Origin of the sequence: Nonomuraea sp. NPDC049709, from assembly GCF_040674815.1 — a bacterium.
Classification (GTDB): Bacteria; Actinomycetota; Actinomycetes; order Streptosporangiales; family Streptosporangiaceae; genus Nonomuraea.
The window spans coordinates 19,032-39,666 of record NZ_JBFANM010000098.1 but is presented as its reverse complement, the minus strand read 5'-3'; the positions used below and the strand labels follow the sequence as shown (position 1 = coordinate 39,666).

At 71.2% G+C, this 20,635-nt stretch carries 21 protein-coding genes; 14 read left to right on the top strand and 7 right to left on the bottom strand.

What is annotated here, in order from left to right:
* On the bottom strand, positions 1 to 770 hold a 770-nt coding region (locus AB0J69_RS53655; protein WP_364135255.1), incomplete at its 3' end, for an AzlC family ABC transporter permease.
* A gap of 62 nt (positions 771 to 832) precedes the next feature.
* Between AB0J69_RS53655 and AB0J69_RS53650 the strand changes: the two genes are divergently transcribed.
* Positions 833 to 1,285: an Lrp/AsnC family transcriptional regulator gene (locus AB0J69_RS53650; protein WP_364135252.1), complete on the top strand. Its 453-nt coding sequence runs from the start codon at positions 833 to 835 to the stop codon at positions 1,283 to 1,285.
* Positions 1,286 to 1,308: 23 nt separating this feature from the next.
* Here the strand turns inward: AB0J69_RS53650 and AB0J69_RS53645 are convergent, their stop codons facing one another.
* Both AB0J69_RS53645 and AB0J69_RS53640 read right to left on the bottom strand, forming a co-directional pair.
* Positions 1,309 to 1,674, bottom strand: a complete 366-nt coding sequence (locus tag AB0J69_RS53645) for a YciI family protein (protein ID WP_364135249.1) — start codon at positions 1,672 to 1,674, stop codon at positions 1,309 to 1,311.
* 86 nt (positions 1,675 to 1,760) lie between these two features.
* A complete protein-coding gene (locus AB0J69_RS53640) occupies positions 1,761 to 2,816 on the bottom strand; it encodes a class I SAM-dependent methyltransferase (RefSeq protein ID WP_364135246.1) in 1,056 nt (351 codons plus the stop codon).
* Positions 2,817 to 2,986: 170 nt separating this feature from the next.
* On the opposite strand from AB0J69_RS53640, the gene AB0J69_RS53635 reads away from it, so the two are divergent.
* Both AB0J69_RS53635 and AB0J69_RS53630 read left to right on the top strand, forming a co-directional pair.
* Complete coding sequence (locus tag AB0J69_RS53635) at positions 2,987 to 5,992, top strand: GH92 family glycosyl hydrolase (RefSeq protein ID WP_364135243.1); 3,006 nt, start codon at positions 2,987 to 2,989, stop codon at positions 5,990 to 5,992.
* Positions 5,993 to 6,037: 45 nt separating this feature from the next.
* Positions 6,038 to 6,550 (top strand): DinB family protein, encoded by a 513-nt coding sequence (locus AB0J69_RS53630; protein ID WP_364135241.1) that lies wholly within the window; start codon positions 6,038 to 6,040, stop codon positions 6,548 to 6,550.
* Between the two features lies 1 nt (position 6,551).
* Here AB0J69_RS53630 and AB0J69_RS53625 read toward each other — a convergent pair whose 3' ends face one another.
* Positions 6,552 to 7,664, bottom strand: coding sequence for an ROK family transcriptional regulator (locus AB0J69_RS53625; RefSeq protein WP_364135238.1), 1,113 nt, complete (start codon positions 7,662 to 7,664; stop codon positions 6,552 to 6,554).
* 87 nt (positions 7,665 to 7,751) lie between these two features.
* Here AB0J69_RS53625 and xylA point away from each other — a divergent pair, with 87 nt between their 5' ends.
* The 9 genes from xylA to AB0J69_RS53580 all read left to right on the top strand — a co-directional run bounded on the left by xylA (position 7,752) and on the right by AB0J69_RS53580 (position 16,426).
* Positions 7,752 to 8,906 carry a xylose isomerase gene (xylA, locus tag AB0J69_RS53620; protein ID WP_364135235.1) on the top strand — a complete coding sequence of 385 codons (1,155 nt, stop codon included), beginning with the start codon at positions 7,752 to 7,754 and terminating at the stop codon, positions 8,904 to 8,906.
* A complete protein-coding gene (locus tag AB0J69_RS53615; RefSeq protein ID WP_364135232.1) occupies positions 8,903 to 9,646 on the top strand; it encodes a sugar phosphate isomerase/epimerase in 744 nt (247 codons plus the stop codon). Before xylA ends, AB0J69_RS53615 begins: the two co-directional genes overlap by 4 nt.
* The gene (locus AB0J69_RS53610) at positions 9,643 to 10,746 is read left to right on the top strand and encodes a Gfo/Idh/MocA family oxidoreductase (protein WP_364135229.1); all 1,104 of its coding nucleotides are present in this window, start codon (positions 9,643 to 9,645) and stop codon (positions 10,744 to 10,746) included. The genes AB0J69_RS53615 and AB0J69_RS53610 overlap by 4 nt, the downstream gene beginning before the upstream one ends.
* Positions 10,747 to 10,885: 139 nt before the next feature.
* Positions 10,886 to 12,235 carry a S8 family serine peptidase gene (locus AB0J69_RS53605; RefSeq protein ID WP_364135226.1) on the top strand — a complete coding sequence of 450 codons (1,350 nt, stop codon included), beginning with the start codon at positions 10,886 to 10,888 and terminating at the stop codon, positions 12,233 to 12,235.
* Position 12,236: 1 nt separating this feature from the next.
* On the top strand, positions 12,237 to 12,458 hold the full coding sequence (locus AB0J69_RS53600) for a hypothetical protein (RefSeq protein WP_364135223.1): 222 nt from the start codon (positions 12,237 to 12,239) through the stop codon (positions 12,456 to 12,458).
* A 47-nt stretch (positions 12,459 to 12,505) separates the two neighbouring features.
* Positions 12,506 to 14,107 carry a lysine--tRNA ligase gene (gene lysS / locus AB0J69_RS53595; RefSeq protein ID WP_364135221.1) on the top strand — a complete coding sequence of 534 codons (1,602 nt, stop codon included), beginning with the start codon at positions 12,506 to 12,508 and terminating at the stop codon, positions 14,105 to 14,107.
* Positions 14,104 to 14,646 carry an AAA family ATPase gene (locus AB0J69_RS53590; protein ID WP_364135218.1) on the top strand — a complete coding sequence of 181 codons (543 nt, stop codon included), beginning with the start codon at positions 14,104 to 14,106 and terminating at the stop codon, positions 14,644 to 14,646. The genes lysS and AB0J69_RS53590 overlap by 4 nt, the downstream gene beginning before the upstream one ends.
* A gap of 60 nt (positions 14,647 to 14,706) precedes the next feature.
* Entirely contained in the window at positions 14,707 to 15,435 is a 729-nt protein-coding gene (locus tag AB0J69_RS53585) for a glycosyltransferase family 2 protein (RefSeq protein WP_364135215.1), read from the top strand.
* A gap of 19 nt (positions 15,436 to 15,454) precedes the next feature.
* Positions 15,455 to 16,426, top strand: coding sequence for a 2-dehydropantoate 2-reductase N-terminal domain-containing protein (locus AB0J69_RS53580; protein ID WP_364135213.1), 972 nt, complete (start codon positions 15,455 to 15,457; stop codon positions 16,424 to 16,426).
* Here AB0J69_RS53580 and AB0J69_RS53575 read toward each other — a convergent pair.
* The gene (locus AB0J69_RS53575) at positions 16,392 to 16,919 is read right to left on the bottom strand and encodes a DUF6886 family protein (protein WP_364135210.1); all 528 of its coding nucleotides are present in this window, start codon (positions 16,917 to 16,919) and stop codon (positions 16,392 to 16,394) included. The two genes, AB0J69_RS53580 and AB0J69_RS53575, sit on opposite strands and share 35 nt — an antisense overlap.
* A 74-nt stretch (positions 16,920 to 16,993) precedes the next feature.
* On the opposite strand from AB0J69_RS53575, the gene AB0J69_RS53570 reads away from it, so the two are divergent.
* Positions 16,994 to 17,347, top strand: coding sequence for a hypothetical protein (locus AB0J69_RS53570; protein WP_364135207.1), 354 nt, complete (start codon positions 16,994 to 16,996; stop codon positions 17,345 to 17,347).
* On the opposite strand, the gene AB0J69_RS53565 is transcribed toward AB0J69_RS53570, so the two are convergent.
* On the bottom strand, positions 17,344 to 17,769 hold the full coding sequence (locus tag AB0J69_RS53565) for a hypothetical protein (protein WP_364135204.1): 426 nt from the start codon (positions 17,767 to 17,769) through the stop codon (positions 17,344 to 17,346). The genes AB0J69_RS53570 and AB0J69_RS53565 overlap by 4 nt on opposite strands.
* 62 nt (positions 17,770 to 17,831) lie before the next feature.
* Here AB0J69_RS53565 and AB0J69_RS53560 point away from each other — a divergent pair, with 62 nt between their 5' ends.
* On the top strand, positions 17,832 to 19,733 hold the full coding sequence (locus AB0J69_RS53560; RefSeq protein ID WP_364135202.1) for a nitrate- and nitrite sensing domain-containing protein: 1,902 nt from the start codon (positions 17,832 to 17,834) through the stop codon (positions 19,731 to 19,733).
* Positions 19,734 to 19,742: 9 nt separating this feature from the next.
* On the opposite strand, the gene AB0J69_RS53555 is transcribed toward AB0J69_RS53560, so the two are convergent.
* Complete coding sequence (locus tag AB0J69_RS53555; protein ID WP_364135199.1) at positions 19,743 to 20,627, bottom strand: hypothetical protein; 885 nt, start codon at positions 20,625 to 20,627, stop codon at positions 19,743 to 19,745.
* Positions 20,628 to 20,635 lie beyond the last annotated feature (8 nt).

Sequence of the window (20,635 nt, the reverse complement as noted above, 5' to 3'; positions counted from 1 at the left end):
GTCGGGGGCCCTGGGGTCGGGGGCGCAGGGGTCGCGGGCGCAGGGGTCGCGGGCGCAGGGGTCGCGGGCGCAGGGGTCGCGGGGCGGCGGCGCAGGGCGTACCGGACGATCAGGCTCGCGGCGTACAGCGGCATCGCGACCAGCAGCAGCTGCTCGGGCGCCAGCAGCGCGGCGACGGCGAAGGAGGCCGCGGCCAGCAAGGGGGCGGGCAGGTCACGCTGGGCCCGCCAGGCGTCGATGGTCAGGACCACGAACAGGGCGGTCAGGGCGAAGTCCAGGCCGTGCACGTCGAGCGGGATCAGCGAGCCGGCCAGCGCGCCGACGGTGGCGCCGCCGACCCAGTACGCCTGGCACAACACCTGCATCCACAGGATCCGGGCGCCGCTCCAGGACCGGGCGCGGCCACCGGCGGTCAGCGCGTACGCCTCGTCGGTGAGCGCGAAGGTGGCGTAGACGCGGCCGAGCGGGCGGACCTGGCGCAGGGGGAAGGAGAGGCCGTAGAAGATGTGCCGGATGTTCACCAGCAGCGCCGTCATCGCGATCTGCCCCAGCGGCGTCACCGAGGCGACCAGGCCGAGCAGCAGGAACTCCAGCGAACCCGCGTAGATCACCCCGGTGAACACCGTCGCCCACCACCAGGCCAGCCCGCTGTGCACCACCAGGACGCCGAAGCTGATCCCCAGCGGGAACAGGCTCAACCCCACCGAGGCGGTGTCCGTCACCGCCGCCGCGAAGTCCCGCGACGCTCTCGTTTCCCGCATTACACGCATGCAAGAAATTTTAGTGCGCGCGTCGCATAATATGGTTTCACCCGTTATTGAAAGCGACGCCCATGAGCAACTCCATTAGCCTCGATGCCATCGATCGCGAAATATTGTTCCATCTGGCCCAGGACGGCCGGATGCCCAACGTGGAGCTGGCCCGGCGGGTGGGGCTGACGCCTCCGCCGTGCCTGCGCCGGGTGAAGCGGCTGGAGGACGCCGGCGTGATAGCGGGATACCGGGCGCAGATCTCTCCCGAGGCCCTGGGCCGCTCGCTGGAGGTGGTCATGTCGGTGGAGATCGCGGTCAACGACCTGCAGACCGTCGAGGACTTCGAGTCCCGGGTCGCGGCGCTGGAGGAGGTCGTGGAGTTCCGGCGCATGTTCGGGCGCCCCGACTACTACCTGAGCGTGGCGGTCTCCGACCAGATCGCCTACGAGAAGTTCCTCAGCGCGAAGATCCTGCCGCTGCCCGCGGTCTCCCGCGTCGACTCCCACCTCACCATGAAACGGATCAAGGGCTAGCGATGGCCGGCCCGCGGCCGGGCTCAGAGCCGATTGCCGGGCGCCTCGTGCGGGACCGGCCAGAGCTCGACCGCGCGGACCGAGGCGAAGGGCACCTCCGCGGCGATCTCCAGGGCGCGCCGCTCGTCGGGCACGTCGATCAGGTACCAGCTCGCCAGGTATTCCTTGGTCTCCAGGTAGGGCCCGTCGGTCACGGCGGGGACGCCGCCGCGCACGCGCACGGTCTTCACCTCCGCCGCGTCGGCGTTCCCGTAGGCGCCCAGCAGCTCGCCCGTCTCGGCGTATTTCCGGTTGAACGCGTCCTGGCCCTCGATGGCCTCCTTGACCTCCTCGGCCGAGAACGACTCCCACATCTCCTTGTTGCCGTACATCATGATCAGGTATTTCACTGTGGTCTCCTCTGGGTGCTGAGCTTGCCTTTCACCGGTTGGTCGGAGGCCACACGCGTTTCTCTACATCCTCTTCGAAGATTTTCTCAGGGCCGGGCCTCGTACACGATGTTGAAGGGATTCTCGGCGACCCTGCGGAAACGGGTGAACCCGGCCTCCGTGACCACCGCGCGGATCCGGCTCTCCCCGGCCTGCGCGCCGAGCGCGTAACCGCCGGGCTGGGACATGGCGTTCGGCACGCAGAGGAAGGTGGAGAACGCGTAGTACGCCCGCCCGATCGGGTTGAGGTTGTCCGTGACCGTGTCGCCCGCGTTCGGCTCGACCACCATCCACGTGCCGTCCGGGGCGAGCGAGCCGAGCACGTGCCGGGCGGCGCCCACCGGGTCGCCCATGTCGTGCAGGCAGTCGAACGAGGTGACCAGGTCGTACGGGCCGCCGGGGAAGTCCTGGGCGGAGGCCACGTCGAACGAGACCCGGTCCGACACCCCGGCCCGCTCCGCCCGCGCCCTGGCCTCCTCGACCGAGCCCGCGTGGTAGTCGGAGCCGGTGAACCTGGCGTCCGGGTAGGCGCCGGCCATCAGCACCGTGGAGGCGCCGTGCCCGCAGCCCACGTCGGCCACCCGGGCCCCGGCGCGCAGCTTGGCCTCCACGCCCTCCAGCGCCGGCAACCAGGTGCTGACCAGGTTGGCCGCGTAGCCGGGGCGGAAGAAGCGCTCGCAGCCGCTGAACACCTCCTCGTCGTGCTCGTGCCAGCCGATGCCCGCACCGGTGCGGAAGGCGTCCTCGACCCGCCGCTCGGCCCGCAGCGCGCCCACGGCCAGCTCGAACCCGCCGGGCACGAACACCGGGCCGTCCGGGTCGGTGAGCGCGAAGGCCTGCTCCTCGGAGAGCCAGTAGGTGCCGCTCTGGGCGTCGTAGCACACGTAGCCCCCGGCGGCCTGGCCGTTGAGCCATTCCTCCGCGTACCGGGGGTTCGTGCCGGTGCGCTCCGCCAGCTCGCGCGGCCGCAGCGGCTTCTCCGCCAGGGCCCGGTAGAAGCCGAGCCGGTCACCCACCAGGACGTTGCCGGCCGCCATCGTGGCGCCGAGATCGCTGACGAAGAGGTTGAGGAAGTCCATGAGCTTGTCCTGGTCCAGGGCCATGACTGTGGGTTCCCTTCAGAGAGGTGACCGGTCATGGCGAGGGTCGCGCAACGCGTTGCGCAATTGTTGCGGCCACGCCGCAACGGCCCCCTGACGTTCTTACCTGGCGCGTCTTCTGCCCTTACTTGGGGGTTCATGATCTGGTTAATGTGGAGCAGTGTGATCGCGAGGTGTTCTATCCCCGTTCGTGGCTCGCCACGGCGATTGCCGGCACGCTTCTCGCCACCGGCCTCGCCGTACCCGCGGCCGCAGCTCCCACCCTTACCAGTCCCGCCAAGGTCACCGACCCCGTCAGCTACGTCGATCCGCTGATCGGCTCGGCCGGCGGCGGCAACACCTATCCGGGCGCCGTCCTGCCGTTCGGGATGATCTCCTGGAGCCCCACCAACACCGCCGGCGACCAGACCAACGCCGCCGGGGCCAACGGCTACTCCTACAACACCCCACGCGTGCGCGGCTTCGCGCTGACGCACGTCAACGGCGCCGGCTGCCACCCCGGGGCCGCCGGGGACGTCCCGATCATGCCGTTCGCCGGCGAGGTCGCCTCGTCCCCGACCGCGGACACCGCCGACGCGGTCTACGCGAGCACCTTCGACCACGCCGACGAGAGCGCGCGGCCCGGCCGGTACACCGTCACGCTCGACTCGGGCGTCAAGACCGACCTCTCGGTCACGACCCGCGCGGGCGTCGGCGAGTTCACCTTCCCGCGGGACAAGCAGGCCAACCTGCTGTTCCGCGTGTCCAACTCGCTCAACGGCAGCGAGGACGCCGAGATCGCGATCGACCCCGCCACCCGTACGGTCACCGGCTCCGTCCTCACCGGCGCGTTCTGCGGCCGCCGCGCCAACGGCGGCGTGAACAACCGCAAGACCTACTACCGGCTGCACTTCGCCGCGACGTTCGACCGGGCCTTCGCCGGCACCGGCACGTGGGTCGACGGCGAGCTGCGCGCCGGCACCACGGCGGCGAGCGGCGGCGAGGGCTACGCCACCGGCGCCGACCGCGCGGGCAAGGGCTCCGGCGGGTACGTCAGCTTCGACACCACCTCGGACGCCGACGTACGGATGAAGGTCGGCATCTCCTACACCAGCCTCGACGCGGCCCGGAAGAACCTCGCGAAGGAGGTCACGCCCCGCGACGACGTCGCCTCGGTGGCCGCCAGGGCCACGCGCGCCTGGAACGACCGGCTGCGCTCGATCGAGGTGGCCGGCGGCTCGGCGGACCTGCTCACCACGTTCTACACGGCGATGTACCACTCCTACCTCCAGCCCAACGTCACCAGCGACGTCACGGGCACCTACCTCGGCAGCGACCAGAAGGTGCACCGGCTGGCCAGGGGCCAGCGGGAGCAGTACGGCAACTTCTCCGGCTGGGACCAGTACCGCGCCCACACCCAGCTCCTCGCGCTCCTCGAACCGCAGGTGGCGGGCGACTACGCCCAGTCCCTGTACAACCTGGCGCAGCAGAACGGCGGCGTGTGGGACCGCTGGGTGCACGTCAACGGCCCCACCCACGTCATGACCGGCGACCCGTCGGCCCCGGCGCTGGCCGGCTTCCACGCGCTCGGGGTGCGCAACTTCGACGTGCGCGGCGCCTTCGACTCGCTCTACGAGCAGGCGACCGTGCCGCACCCGTCGGGCCTGTCCGACAAGGGATGTCCCGGCCAGTGCGAGGGCCAGCGGCCGAACCTGGCCGAGTACCTGCGTCTCCAGTACGCCCCGCAGGACACCTGCCACTGCTGGGGCGGCGCCGCCGAGACGCTGGAGGACGCCACGGCCGACTTCGCGCTCGCGGACTGGGCGGCCCGGATCGGGCGTGACAAGGAGCACAACGAGCTGCTGCCGCGCGCGAGCTGGTGGCGCAACACCTTCAACCCGCAGGCCGGCAAGGAGGGCGGCTACCAGCAGGCCCGCAAGTCCGACGGGAGCTGGCTGTGGCCGTTCTCGCCGACCTCGGACGCCGGCTTCGCCCAGGGCACCAGCGCCACCTACACCTGGATGGTCCAGCACGACGTGTCCGGGCTGGCCGCCGCCATGGGCGGCAGGCAGCAGGCGGCCGACCGCCTCGACGCCTTCTTCCACCGCCCCGACGGCTCCTGGGCCACCGGCGGCGACGGCTTCCGCTACGACCCGACCAACGAGCCGGGCATCCACGTGCCCTGGCTCTACAACGCGCTCGGCCGGCCGTGGAAGACGCAGGAGACGGTGCGCGCGATGGCGTCCCTGGTGTACAAGACCGGCCCCAGCGGCCTGCCCGGCAACGACGACCTCGGCACCATGTCCGCCTGGTACGTCTTCGCCGCCCTCGGCATGTACCCCCAGACGCCCAGCCGCGCCGAGATGCTGCTGTCCAGCCCCATGTTCCAGAAGGCGTGGATCAAGCGCGGCAACGGCCGGACGATCACGGTGACCGCCCCGCAGGCGGCCCCCGACGCCATCTACGTCCAGGACGTCAAGGTCGACGGCCGTCCGCACACCCGGTCCTGGCTCCCGGAGTCCCTGCTCAACCGGGGTGGCGAGGTCGTCGTCAACGTGGGCACGACCGCGAACACGTCGTGGGCCACGGCCGCGGCCGACCTGCCGGTGGACCACGTACCCACGGCGCAGGCCCCGGTCCCCAACCTGCCCGAGGCGTGTGAGCCGATCGGCTCGGCCTGCGCGCACAAGCTCCAGTACGACGTGGACGGCGTGGCCACCGCCGACGCCAAGTCCCAGGGCAACCTGGACGGCAAGGGCTGGAGCTTCCCGGCGGAGCAGCTCCCCGCCCCCGGGCAGCACGACGGGTTCCTGATCCCCGGCACCAGGGGCACGGCGGGCAACTTCCACAGCCTCAGGGGCCAGCGCACCTACCTCACCAAGGGCCGTTACCAGGCGCTGGACCTGCTGGTCACGGCGGTCAACGGCGACCAGCGGACCGAGCTGACGATCACCTACGCGGACGGCTCGACCTCCACAGCCCCGCTGACGGTGACCGACTGGGCCGCGGCCTCGGCCCACTTCGGCGAGGCGACGGCGGTCACGGCCGACACCCGCTACAACGTCAACGGCACCGCCGACGGCCGCAGGGTGACGATCTGGCAGGTCTCCGTACCGGTCGACCCGGCCCGCGAGGCGGTCTCGTTCACCAGCCCCGCGACGCCCGACGTCAAGGTCTTCGCGCTCAACGCCAGGACCTGAAAAACCTCGTGCGGCGCCGACGCCGCTGAACTAGCGTCGGCGCCCATGAGCATCCCCCGCGTACGCCCTCCCTACGTCGCCGACGAGCGCACCCAGCTCGTCGGCTGGCTCGACCTGCAGCGCTCGATCATCCTGTGGAAGTGCGAAGGGCTGTCGGAGGAGGACGCGCACCGGCCCGTCCTGCCCACCTCGCCGCTCATGACGGTCGCGGGCCTGGTCTCCCACATGCGCTGGACCGAGCACTGCTGGTTCGAGGTGCTGTTCCAGGGCGGCGACTCCGCCGTCAACCCGCAGTTCGACGAGTCGGCGGAGAACGCCGACATGCGGGTGGAGGGCGTCCCGTCGGCCCGGCTCCTCGACGAGTACGAGCGCCAGTGCCAGGTCTCCAACGAGATCGTCGCCGCGCACTCTCTCGACGACCTGGGCAAGAGCTCCTTCTACGACGATCCGCCCACGCTGCGCTGGATGCTGATCCACATGGTCGAGGAGACCGCCAGGCACGCCGGCCAGCTCGACACGATCAGGGAGCTGCTCGACGGCACGAAGGGCTACTACTGACCTACAGGCCGAGCAGCTGAGCGGGCTCGGCGATGATCTGCTGGATGATCAGCCCGGCCGCCCCGAGCACGGCCGAGTCCGCGCCGGTCCCCGAGACGACGAGCGCGGGCGGCGTGCCGCGCATCGACGCCAGCCGGGCCCCCAGCCCCTCGGACACCGGCGCCGCCAGCCAGGCGAACAGCGGCGCGAAGATCCCGCCGAGCACGATCCTGCCGGGGTCCAGCAGGTGCACGGCCGAGGTGAGCGCCACGCCGAGCGCGTGCCCGGCCCGCTCGCACGCCTCCAGCGCGCGCCGGTCGCCCGACTCCAGCCGCTCCACCAGCTCGCCCACCGAGGCCAGCTCCCCGAGCAGGGCGTCCTGCCCCGCGTACACCTCCAGGCACCCACGCCCGCCGCACCGGCACGCGGGCCCGTCGGGCACCACGACGACGTGCCCCAGCTCCCCCGCCAGCCCGAACGTGCCCCTGAACACGGTGCCCTCGACCACCAGGCCGGCGCCGATGCCGATCTCGCCGGACACGTAGAGGAAGTCGGTCTCCCGCGAGCCGAACCAGAGCTCGCCGAGGGCCGCCAGGTTGGCCTCGTTGTCGATCACGAAAGGCAGGTCCACCAGGCCCGCCACGCGCACGTCCCGCCAGCCGAGATGCGGCGCGCTGCGCAGCACGCCGCCCTCGACCGTGCCCGGCACGGCCAGCGCCGCGCCGATGACCCGCAGCCCGCCGGCCTCCGCCTCGGCCGTGATCTCCTTCACCAGGTCCCGCAGCCCGGCGAGGATCTCCGTGGGGTCGGAGTTGCGGTTGTCGGCCGGCCGCGTCCGCCGCAACCGCACGGTACGGGCCAGGTCCACGACGCAGGCGGCCAGGTAGTCGATGTTGATCTCCAGCCCGAGCGCGGCGATCCGATGCCCGCTCAGGCTCACCGCCACGCCGGGCCGCCCTCGCTCGCCGCCCCGCACGGCCCCGCTCTCGGTCACCACGCCGGCCTCCAGGAGGTCGGCGACCAGGCTGGATACGGTGGTCTTGGTGAGCCCTGTCCGCTCGGCGAGCGCGGCACGGGTGTGAGGTCCTGATCCGTGAATGGTCGCCAGCACTACGGCCAGGTTACGGGCGCGCATGGAATCATGCCGAACCCCTCTTGACGACACGGTGCCCACCTCCTCAGGATTATGTACAGATTATGGACTAAACCAAAGGAACCCGAAATGACCAACGCGTTCACGCCCACCCCCGACGATCGCTTCACCTTCGGTCTCTGGACCGTGGGCTGGCAAGCCCGCGACCCGTTCGGCGACGCCTCCCGCCCCGCGCTCGACCCGGTGGAGAGCGTGCACCGCCTGGCCGAGCTGGGCGCGCACGGCGTCACCTTCCACGACGACGACCTGCTCGCCGTCGAGCCCGACCGCGACAAGGCCATCGCCGCCTTCAGGAAGGCCCTCGACGAGACCGGCATGAAGGTCCCGATGGCGACCACGAACCTGTTCACCCACCCGGTGTTCAAGGACGGCGCCTTCACCAGCAACGACCGCGACGTCCGCCGGTACGCGCTGCGCAAGGTCATGCGGAACCTCGACCTGGCCGCCTCGCTGGGCGCGAAGACGTACGTCTGCTGGGGCGGCCGCGAGGGCGCCGAGTCGGACGCGGCCAAGGACGTCAAGGCCGCCCTCGACCGCTACAAGGAGGGCCTCGACCTCCTCAGCCAGTACGTCATCGACAAGGGCTACGACATCCGCTTCGCCCTCGAGCCCAAGCCGAACGAGCCCCGCGGCGACATCCTCCTGCCCACGATCGGCCACGCCCTGGCGCTGATCAACGAGCTGGAGCACCCTGAGATGGTGGGCCTCAACCCGGAGGTCGGCCACGAGCAGATGGCCGGGCTCAACTTCGTGCACGGCATCGCCCAGGCGCTGTGGCACGGCAAGCTCTTCCACATCGACCTCAACGGCCAGCACGGCCCGAAGTACGACCAGGACCTGATCTTCGGTCACGGCGACCTGAAGAGCGCCTTCTTCCTGGTGGACCTGCTGGAGAACGGCGGCTACGACGGCCCCCGCCACTTCGACTACAAGCCGCTGCGCACCGAGGACCCCGAGGACGTGTGGGTGTCGGCCGCGGCGAACATGCGCACCTACCTGATCCTCAAGGAGAAGTCGCGCGCCTTCCGCGCCGACCCCGAGGTGCAGCAGGCCCTGAGCGCCTCCCGCGTGGACGAGCTCGCGCTGCCCACCCTGGCCGCCGGCGAGACGTGGCAGGACCTGGCCAAGGACGACTTCGACCCCGAGGTGGCCGCCGCCCGCGGCTTCCACTTCACCCACCTGAACCAGCTCGCGCTCGAGCACCTCATGGGGGTACGCGGATGACCCGACCGATCAGTGTCCAGCTCTACACCGTCAGGGAACCGCTGGCCGCCGACCGCGACACCGTGCTGCGGCGGATCGCGGAGATCGGATACCGGGCCGTCGAGCCCTACGACCCCATGACCGATCCCAAGGGCTTCCGCGAGGTGGCCGACGACCTGGGGCTGAGCGTGTCGGGCACGCACGCGTACGCGCTGCTCGACAGGGAGCCGGCCGAGGTCTTCGACGCGATCGCCACGATCGGGACCGACAAGGTGATCATCCCGGCCGGCATCGCGGAGGAGGAGTTCACCACCCGCGACGGCCTCGCCCGCGCGGCCGACCTGCTGAACGGCCTGGCCGAGCAGGCGGCCGGCCACGGGATGCGGATCGGCTACCACAACCACTGGTGGGAGCTCGAGCCGCGGGTGGACGGCCGGCACGCCATCGAGGTGCTGGCCGACCTGCTGGCCCCCGAGGTGTTCCTGGAGATCGACACCTACTGGGCGGCCGTGGGCGGCGCCGACGTGCCCGCCCTGCTCGGCCGCCTGGCGGGACGGGTGGAGGCGCTGCACGTCAAGGACGGCCCGGGGGTCAAGGGCGAGCCGCACACCGCGGTGGGCAGGGGCGTCATGTCCGTGCCCGAGATCCTCGCCGCCGCCCCGGACGCCTGGCGCGTCGTCGAGCTCGACGAGTGCGCGACCGACATCTTCGCCGCCCTCGCGGACAGCCACGCCTACCTCACCTCCTTGGAGAGCTCTTGAGCAACGGCCCGGTCGGCGTCGCCCTCGTCGGCGCCGGAGTCATCAGCGGCCAGTACCTCCGCAACCTCAACTCCTTCCCCGACGTCCGCGTGGTCGCCGTCGCGGACATCGACACCGACCGGGCCGCCGAGGTGGCCAGGGAGCACGACGTACGGGTGTCCGGCACGCTCGGCGCGGTGCTCTCACTGTCCGAGGTCGAGATCGTGGTCAACCTCACGGTCCCGTCCGCGCACGCGGCCGTCGCGCTGGAGTGCCTGCGCGCCGGCAAGCACGTGTACGGCGAGAAGCCCCTCGCCATGAACCTGGACGAGGCGGCCAAGGTCATGGCCGAGGCCGCCGGGCGCGGCCTGCGGGTGGGCGGCGCCCCCGACACCTTCCTGGGCGCCGGGCTGCAGTCCACCCTGCACGCCCTGCGCTCCGGCGCCATCGGGGCACCGGTCGCCGTCACGGCCGCCACCCAGAGCCTGGGCCCGGAGTCCTGGCACCCCAACCCCGAGTTCTTCTACCAGCCCGGCGGCGGCCCGCTGTTCGACCTCGGGCCCTACTACCTGACCGCCCTGGTGTCGCTGCTCGGCCCCGTCACCCGGGTGGCGGCCGGCACGCGCAGGGCCCGCGACCAGCGCGTCGTCGGATCGGGGCCCAAGGCGGGCACCCTGTTCCCGGTCGACGTGCCGACCCACGTCAACGCCCTGCTGGACTTCCCCGGCACGGCCACGGCGGCGGCCACGTTCAGCTTCGACTCGGCCGTCAACCGCCGGATGATCGAGATCATCGGCACCGAGGGCGCCCTGTCGCTGCCGGACCCCAACACGTTCGAGGGCCCGCTGCTGGCCCGCGGCCTGCACGACGCGGACTGGCGGGAGCTGCCGCTGTCCGGCACCACGGCGGGGCGCGGCATCGGGGTGCTCGACATGGCCAGGTCGATCCGGGCCGGCACGCCGCACCGCGCGTCTGGCGAGCTGGCCGGTCACGTGCTGGAGCTCATGTCGGCCATCACGGAGTCGGGCGAGCAGGCGGAGTTCCGCACCATCGCCTCCACCCTGACCGCGCCGGAGCCGCTCCCGGCGGGCTGGGACCCGTACGCGGCCACCCTGTCCTGACCCCGGATGGCTGGGCGGTGGGGGCACCGCCCAGCCAACGGAAAGTTACATACCCCTAACAGACAGGAATCACCCAACCAGGACCGGGCATTGTTACTTTGAGTAATCACTCGGTAACAGAACTCCAAAAGGGGATCCCATGCGCGTCCTGATCCAACTCCGCCCGGCCCCCGACGTCGTCGCGTCGGTGATCGACCCCGGCGTCCGCAGCACCGTCGCCGACGTCGTCGCCGACCTCCCCGGAGTCCTCCTCGACCGCGCGTTCACCCCCGTGGCCGTGCCGCGGCCGGTCGCCGCCCACGGCGCGCCCATGTCGCTGCACCAGCGGATGGAGTTCTCGCTGGCACCCGAGGACGCCTCCGTGCTCGTGCGGGGCGAGATCTCCGACGCCGAGCTGTCCACCCGGTCGGCGCTGCTGTCCTCCTCCGTACGCGAGGTGGCCGGCGTCTTCGCCGATCCATACGTGCACAGCCAGCCGGCCTGCGGCGGCGACGGACCCGTGGGCGACTGGGAGGAGGTCAGGCGGCTCCTGCACACCTACGACCTGTGGTCGGCCGGCCATGACGGCGAGGGCGTGACCATCGCGGTCGTGGACAGCGGCATCAACGCCGACCACGTCGCGGCGCGCATCGGCCACGACGTGACGATCGACGCCGACCGGAGCTGGAGCCCGCCGGGGGTGAGCAAGACGCCCGGGCGCTACCCCGTGTCCCATGGCTCCATGTGCGCCTTCGACACACTGCTGGCCGCCCCCAAGACCACCCTGCTCGACATCCCGATCCTGCTCAGCCGCAAACCCGGCCCGACGGCGGACGGGCTGCTATCCGACGCGGTGGCCGCCTACTCCCACCTCTCCGCCGTGCTGCGGGCCATGCCCGCCGGCTCCAGGTCCCTGGTCGTCAGCAACAGCTGGGGCCTGTCCTCGCCCGACATGGACTTCCCGCCCGGCCACCCGGGCAACTACTCCGACAACCCGGCGCACCCGTTCAACGTGATCGTCGGGAGCCTGGAGGGGGCGGGCGCCGACATCCTGTTCGCGGCGGGCAACTGCGGCCGCGACTGTCCCGACCAGCGGTGTGCCTACCCCGACCGCCCGATCGTGGGCGCCAACTCGCACCCACGCGTCCTGTCCGTCGGCGGCGTGGACACCCGGGGCGAGCGCGTCGGCTACTCCTCGCAGGGCCCGGGGCGGCTGTCGGAGCGCAAGCCCGACCTGTGCGCGTACACGCACTTCGCCGGCTCGGAGGCCACCGGCCCGGCCGACACCGGCACCTCCGCCGCCTGCCCCGTCGCCGCCGGGGTGGTCGCCGCCGTGCGCACGCGGCGCTCCGCCGACGAGCTGACCCCCTCGCAGCTGCGCACCCTGCTGCACCGCACCGCCGACGACCGCAGCACGGTCGGCTTCGACCACGACTACGGGTACGGCGTCATCGACCCGCCTGCCGTCCTGGCCGCGCTCGGCCGGCAGAACCGGACCCGCGCCGCCTGACATGGCCCTGATCCAGGTGCGGCTGCCGCCAGGGGCCACCGTCGACGACGCGTTGCGCCTGCTCGGGTTGTCCGAGGAGGACATCGACACGGACTTCGGGCTGGTGGCCGTCGCGCCCGGCCGTCAGGTGCTGCGCGCCACGGAGGAGGCGGCCGCGCGGGTGAGCCGGGACCTCGCGGACGTCTTCTCCGACCCCCGCATCGGGCCGCACGATTCCGGTTGATCGGCAACGCGTTGGCCAGAACCCGGCGGACCCGCAAGAATGCTGCGATGGCTGACAGTGCCGAGACCGACTGGGTCTCCAGGTTCGCGGACGAGGTGATCTCCGAGGCGGAGAGACGCGCCCCGGGCAGAACGATCGTCTGCGCCTCCGGGCTGAGCCCGTCGGGCCCGATCCACCTGGGCAACCTGCGCGAGGTCATGACGCCCCACCTCGTCGCCGACGAGATCAGGCGGCGCGGGCTGGAGTGCGTGCACCTGCTGTCGTGGGACGACTACGACCGGTTCCGCCGGGTGCCCGCGGGCGTCGACCCGTCGTGGGACGAGCACATCGGCAAGCCGCTGACCTCGGTGCCCGCCCCGCCGGGCAGCCCTTACGCGAGCTGGGCCGAACACTTCAAGGCGCCCATGACCGCCGCGCTGGCGGAGCTGGGCGTCGAGGTCCGGGGGATCAGCCAGACCGAGCAATACTCCTCGGGGGCCTACCGGGAGCAGATCCTGCGGGCCGTGCGCAAGCGGGCCCGCATCGACGCCGTGCTGTCGCGCTACCGGTCCAAGCAGGTCGAGGACTATTTCCCGTACAAGCCCTACTGCGACCTGTGCGAGCGCGACCTGACCACGGTCACCGCCTACGACGACGAGACCACCGAGCTGGCCTACACCTGCGAGTGCGGCTTCGGCGAGACCGTGCGCCTGGCCGAGCACGACCGCGGGAAGCTGGTGTGGAAGGTCGACTGGCCGATGCGCTGGGCCTACGAGGGCGTGATCTTCGAGCCGTCCGGGGTCGATCACCACTCGCCCGGCTCGGCCTGGATCGTCGGCGGCCAGATCGTCGGCGACGTGTTCGGCGGGCAGCAGCCGATCGGCCCCATGTACGCGTTCGTCGGCATCAGCGGCATGGCCAAGATGAGCAGCTCCAAGGGCGACGTGCCGACCGCGGCGGACGCCCTGGAGATCATGGAGGCGCCGGTCCTGCGCTGGCTGTACGCCCGCCGCAAGCCGGCCCAGTCCTTCAAGATCGCCTTCGACCAGGAGATCCAGCGGCTCTACGACGAGTGGGACGCCCTGGGCCGCAAGGTCGCCGCGGGCCAGGCCCAGCCCGCCGAGCTGGCCGCCTACAACCGCGCGGTCGGCACGGCCGCGGGCCCGCTGCCCGCGACCCCGCACCCGGTCCCCTACCGCACGCTGGCCTCCGTCGTGGACATCACGACCGGGCATGACGCGCAGACCCTGCGCATCCTGCGCGACCTCGACGGCGTCGAGGCCCTCGACGAGGCCCGCCCCCGCCTGGACCGGGCGCAGCGCTGGGTCGACGACCACCTGCCCGCCGACCAGCGCACCCGCGTGCGGGAGTCGCCGGACCAGGAGTTGCTCGATTCGCTCGACAACGAGGAGCGGGAGGGGCTGCGGCTGCTGGCCGACGGCCTGGACGACTGGACGCTGGAGGGCCTGACGGCGCTGGTCTACGGCGTGCCCAAGCTCCAGGCCGGGCTGCCGGCCGACGCCAAGGCCACGCCGGAGCTGAAGGCGGCGCAGCGGGCCTTCTTCGCCCTGCTCTACAAGCTGCTCGTCGGCCGCGACACCGGCCCCCGGCTGCCCACCCTGCTGATGGCCGTGGGCGCCGACCGGGTCCGCAAGCTGGTGGGTGCGTGAACGGGGTCGTCCTGATCACCGGGATCTCGGCGGCCGGCAAGTCGACCGTGGCCCAGGCACTGGCCGAGCGGCTGCCAAGGGCGGCCCACGTACGCGGTGACATGTTCCGTCGCATGGTGGTCAGCGGGCGTGCCGAAATGACGCCGGAAACGACCGGCGAGGCGGTGCGCCAGTTGCACCTCCGTTACCGGATCGCGGCCGCTGCGGCGGACTTGTATTTCGATGCCGGATTTACGGCAATAGTCCAAGACGTAATTCTTGGACAGGATTTGGAACGGTTCACGAAGCTAGTCCGGGCGCGTCCCTTGCAGGTGATCGTCCTGGCCCCCGACCCGGCCGCGGTCGAGCACCGCGAGCGGGCCCGGGCCAAGGCCGGATACGCCGGCGGATGGACGATTGCCCAGCTCGACGCGTCGCTGCGGCACGAGACCCCGCGCATTGGACTCTGGCTGGACACCTCGCGGCAGACGGTCGAGGAGACCGTTGACGAGATCGTTTCGAGGGCCCCGGAGGCCAGGATCGACAAAGATCACATATAAGACCGAGCAATGCAAGGAGCTGTCAAGCGGGCTGCATGCGTCCCGGAGAACCTTGGTTCCATGAACAAGCAGCCTTTCGCCGCCAGCGTCAGTGTCATCGTTCCCGCGATGAACGAGGCCGAGAATCTTCCCCACGTCTTCGCCACGCTGCCCGACTGGATCGACGAGGTGATCCTGGTCGACGGCAACTCGACCGACGACACCATCGCCGTGGCACGCAGGCTGCGCCCCGACCTCCGGGTCGTCGTGCAGACCCGGCGCGGGAAGGGCAACGCGCTCATCGAGGGCTTCCAGGCCGCCCGGGGCGACATCATCGTCATGATCGACGCTGACGGGTCCACCGACGGCAGGGAGATCCGCGCCTTCGTCGACACCCTCGTCAGCGGCGCCGACTTCGCCAAGGGCTCCAGGTACGCCCCTGGTGGCGGCTCGGACGACCTCAGTCCGATCCGCTCGCTCGGCAACAAGGTCCTCACCGGGCTCACCAACTTCCTCTACGGCACCCGCTACACCGACCTCTGCTACGGCTACAACGCCTTCTGGGCCCGCCACCTCGACACCCTCGACCTCGACTGCGACGGCTTCGAGATCGAGACCCTGATGAACGTCCGCGCCGCCCAGGCCGGCCTCGTCATCCACGAGGTCCCCAGCCACGAGCGCTCCCGCATCCACGGCGCGAGCAACCTGCACGCCGTGCGCGACGGCTGGCGCGTGCTGAAGACGATCTGGCGGGAGCGGGCCCGCGGTGGCGGCGTGCCGGCGCAGGCCCAAGTGGCACTTGCGAAGTGAGGAGTGACATCCTCGAACAATGCGCTACATAGTGATCGGGGCAGGAGCAGTCGGGGGGACCATCGGGGCCCGCCTCTTCCAGGGCGGGCACGAGGTCCTCCTCATCGCGAGAGGGGCCCATTACGAGGCCATCAAGCGCGACGGCCTGAGACTGATCACCTCCGAGTTCTCCGAGACCCTGGACATCCCCGCCGCCGACGGCCCCGTGCCCGTGCGCGATGACGACGTGCTCATCCTGGCGACCAAGTCGCAGGACACGATCGCCGCGCTGGCCCCCTGGCCGTCCGACCTGCCCGTGGTGTGCGCCCAGAACGGCGTGGCCAACGAGCGCATGGTCCTGCGGCGGTTCGAGCGCGTCTACGCCATGTGCGTGTGGCTGCCGGCCCAGATCCCGCAGCCCGGCGTCGTGGCCGCGGGCGGCTACCCCTACTCCGGGATGTTGCACGTCGGACGTTATCCACAGGGTGTGGACGAGCTGTCCGAGCTGGTCGTGACCGACCTCGGCAAGCACGGCCTCGTGGGGCGGAGCGCTCCCGACGTGATGCGCTGGAAATACGGCAAGCTGCTCGGCAACCTGGCCAACGCCGCCGAGGCGCTCGTCGGCCACGTGCCCGGCCTGGCCGACCTGGCCGCGCGAGCCAGGGCCGAGGCCATGACCGTGCTCGACCGGGCCGGCATCGCCTACTCCACCCCCGAGGAAGAGGCCGAGGTACGCGGCCACAGAGTGGACATGCGCCCCATCGAGGGCATCAAGCGCAGCGGCGGGTCGTCCTGGCAGAGCCTGGCCAGGGGCAGCGGCTCGATCGAGGCCGACTACCTCAACGGCGAGATCGTCCTGATCGGCCGCGAGCACGGCGTGCCCGCCCCGGTCAACGAGACGCTGCGGCGCGAGGCCAACAGGTCCGCCAGGGAGCAGCTGGCGCCCGGCTCGATGCCGGTGGACACGCTGCTGGCCCTCATCGACGAGCGTTCCGCAGCCGGATCCCGCTGAACTGCATGGTGCTGGACGTCACCTCGTTCCAGAACGGCCACAGGTTGTCCAGCACCCTGAGCTGGATCCCCGCCTCCTCGTGCAGCTCGAACAGGTCGCCCACCGGCTCGGGCGGGCCCAGCGGCAGCACGGGGGCCTTGGAGACGACCGCGTGCGGCGGGTCCCCGATGGGCGCGAAGCCGTCGGCGGGCAGCCGGTAGGCGTACAGCCGCACGTCCATCAGCGCCTTCAGCCAGCAGTACTCGATGGCGTGCACCCGGTCGCCGCAGCCGGCGCCGACGATCCGGGCCGCGTCCTCCTTGGAGGTGCGCGGCCCGACCCAGGCCATCGCCCGGGGGCAGGCACGCGGGAACCAGTAGTCGGGGCACCGGTCGTGGTCGACCGCCCACACGTACGGCTCGCTCAGCGCCGAGGTCACGGCGACGTGCGGCACGAACCGCTCGATCGTCGGATCCTCGGAGAAGTGCAGGACCTGCCCAGGCTCGGGTCTCATGAACGACATCATCGCGCATATCCCGTCGATCTCCGGGCAGTGGAAACGCTCTCTTACGACAAGGGGTGAGTTGGATGATCGTACTTGGACTGATCCTGATCCTGCTCGCCGGCGGTGCGTTCTACCTGGTGCTCACCGAGGAGAGCACCAGGTACATCCTGTTCGGATACACCTTCGAGCTCAATCACGTGGAGATGTTCCTCACCGGTGCGGCCGCGGTGGCCGTCCTGCTGCTGGGCGTCTGGCTGATGGGCTCAGGGTCGCGCAGGACCGCCAGGCAGCGCCGCCGGCTGCGCAGTGCGAGGGCGGAGTCCTCCAACCGGGTGGCCCAGCTGGAGGACGAGAAGCGCGACCTGGAGCGGAAGCTGGAGCGCGAGCATGCGTCCGGCGACCGTCTCGTCGCCCGCGGAACGGACGAGCACCACTAGGCAGCGACATCCTGGCGCGAGGGCAGCAGCTTGCCCTCGCGCCAGAGCGCGAATCCGGTGATCACCGCTCCCAGCCCCTCCCAGAGCCCGACACCGAAGAACTTGCCGGGCGCCGCCCCGGTCAGCACCAGCGTGGTGAAGACCGCGAACGTCACCAGCCGGAACGGCACGGTCCAGCGGAAGAACGGGGTGTAGTCCGCCGAGGCGGCGAACACGTAGTAGACGCCCATGTTCACGGCCGCCATCGAGGAGGCGGCCATATAGACCAGCGTGTAGTCACCGGCGGGCCGCGTGTCGAGCACCTCGAAACCCAGCATGGCCAGGAGGGTGTCGGGCGAGATCAACCCGAGCAGGCCGAGCGCGAAGGCGAGGAAGCCGAAGACCGCGATGGTCCAGCCGGAGAAGGAACGCGGAAGACGCACAGAAATCCTTCCAAAGGGGGGTGTACTCTGCGAGGCGATCTCATCATGCACCCGGAGGTCGCATGCCCCCCACGCGTGGCCGTCCCATCGCACTGAAACTTCTCATCCTCCTGCTCGTCCCACTGCTGTCCCTGGTGGGCCTGTGGGCGTTCGCGGCGGGCCTGACCGGCGGTGACGGTCTCCGCCTGCTGTCGATCAACGATCTGGCCACGAACCTGGCCAACCCGTCCGAGCAGGTCAACATCGAGCTCCAGAACGAGCGGCTGGTGTCGGTGGAGTTCCTGGTCACCGGGCAGGGCGCGGACGCGATGGCCAAGCAGCGCGGCCGGACCGACCGGGCCGTCAAGACGTTCCGCTCGCTGTCCGGAAACCTGCGCGACCTGTCACCGGAGATGACCGCGCAGCTCAACGCGCTGAACGGCAAGCTCGACCAGCTCACCGACGTCCGGCGCGAGGTGGACGGCTCCGTCGTCGCGCCGCTCGACGTCATCGACGGCTACAGCCAGATCGTGGACGCGTCCTTCCGCATGTACGACGCCATGGTCCTGGTGCCCGACATGGCCCTCTACCAGCAGGCCCGGGCGGTGACCATGCTGGGCGAGGCCAAGGACGTGCTGTCCAGGGAGCGGGCGCTGATCGCGGTCGTGCTGGCCAAGGGCAGGGTGGAGGCGCGCGAGCGGGAGTCGTTCACGGGGATGGTGGCCACCAGGCGGCTGCTGTTCTCCCAGGCGCTGTCGCATCTGGACGGCGCCCTGCGGGGGCCGTACGAGAGGTTGGCCGCCTCGCCGGTCTACGCGGAGTTTTTGGCGGCCGAGGACGCCATCAGGAGCCAGGCCGCCAACGGCGGGCTGCCCGCGGGCGCGGCGACCTGGCCCATCGACGGCCAGAACCTGTGGGAGGCCGTCGAGCGCGACCAGGCCCTGGCCGTGCAGGGCATCGTGCGGCGGGTGACGCCGACGGCGATCGGCATGCTCATCAAGCTCGGCGTGGCGGGCGGCCTGGGCCTGCTCGCGGTCATCACCTCGATCATGCTCTCGCTGCGCTTCCGCAAGCGTCTGGTGCGGGAGCTGGCCGGGCTGCGCGACGCCGCCACGGAGCTGGCCGAGGTGCGGCTGGCCGGGCTGGTCAAGCGGCTGCGGACGAACACCGAGCCGCCCACGGCCGCCGAAGTGGCGCCGCTGGAGGTCAAGGCGCACACGTCCGAGGTGCGCGACATCGTGCGGGCCTTCAACGACGTGCAGTCCACCGCCGTCGAGGCCGCCGTGAGCCAGGCCCGCCTGCGCCACGGCGTCAGCCAGGTCTTCGTGAACCTGGCCAGGCGCAACCAGTCGCTGCTGCACCGGCAGCTGCTCCAGCTCGACAGCATGGAGCGGGCGACGGAGGCGCCGGAGGTGCTGGCGGACCTGTTCAAGCTCGACCACCTCACCACCCGCATGCGCAGGCACGCGGAGAGCCTCATCATCCTGTCCGACCAGGCGCCGGGCCGCGGCTGGCGCAACCCGGTGCCCATCCTCGACGTGCTGCGCGCCGCCGTGGCCGAGGTGGAGGAGTACGAGCGGGTGGAGGTGCTCCAGCCGCCCCAGGTCGCGCTGCTGGGCTCGGCGGTCACCGACGTGGCCCACCTGATGGCCGAGCTGGTCGAGAACGCCACCCTCTTCTCCCCGCCCCAGACCAGGGTGGACGTGCGCAGCGCGAGCACGCCGCACGGCGTCCTCGTCGAGGTGGAGGACCGCGGGCTCGGCCTGCCGCGCGTCGAGCTCGACGAGCTGAACGACCGGCTGACGGAGATGCCCGAGTTCGACCTGGCGCAGAGCGAACGGCTCGGGCTGTTCGTGGTCTCCAGGCTCGCGGCCAGGCACGGCATCAAGGTCACCCTGGCGCCCTCGCCGTACGGCGGCCTGACCGCGATGGTCGCCCTGCCCGCCTCCCTCCTGGCCGACCAGCCCGCGCTGGCCGGGAGGTAGGGAGGGCGGCTACGGCAGCACCTGCAGCAGGGCCTGCTTCTTCGCCTTGGCGGGCTCGGCGATGCGCTGGAGCTCCTTGCCCGCGCCGTCGAGCACGACCAGCGTGTTGTGGTCGGTGCCGGCGACGCGCACGACCAGCCGCCCGTCGGCCAGGTAGAGGGCTCCGATCAGCTTGCCCTTGACCGCGAGCGGGCGCTTCTTGCCCGTCACCATGTCCAGCACCACCGGCTTGAAGGCCGTGGGCCAGCTCCCGTCGCCCAGCATGTCGGGGTTGGCGGGGAACTGCACGACGGCGTTGCGCCCGTTCGGGGACAGGCTCTGCACGTGGGTGATCCACTTGACGCCCTTGGCCGGGGCCGCCTTGCCGGTCTTGACGTCGAGCCGGTAGAGGGCGTCGGCCTCGCCGGTGTAGCCCGCCACGTAGCGGCCGTCGGCCGACCAGGCGAGGTGGCACACGCCCTGCGACCTGCCGAGCTTGCGCGGCGCTCCGGTGCCGTCGGCCTTGACGGACATGATCGTGTCGCTGCCCTGCGGGTACGCCACCTGCGTCGAGTCGGCGGACCAGACCGGGGTGAGGCACGGCGTGCCGCCCTGGAGCCCGCTCACGATCGTGGTGGTCTTGCCGCCCTGCCTGACCTGGAGCCGGCCGGTCTGCGTCACCCAGGCCGCCTTCCTGCCGTCGGGGGAGGCGGCGTACTGCGGCATGGTGCCCGTCGTGGCGACGGTGCTCCACTTGCCGCCTTGATACCGGCTGAGCTGGTTGCCGGTGGAGCCGGCATAGGCGGCGTAGACGGCGGCACCGGACAGCTCAGGAGCCGCCGTCGCGGCGGACGCGGCCGAGGGGGCCACCAGAACGGCTCCAAGTGCGACACCGGCCGCAACACGAATCTTCATGAGAAGAC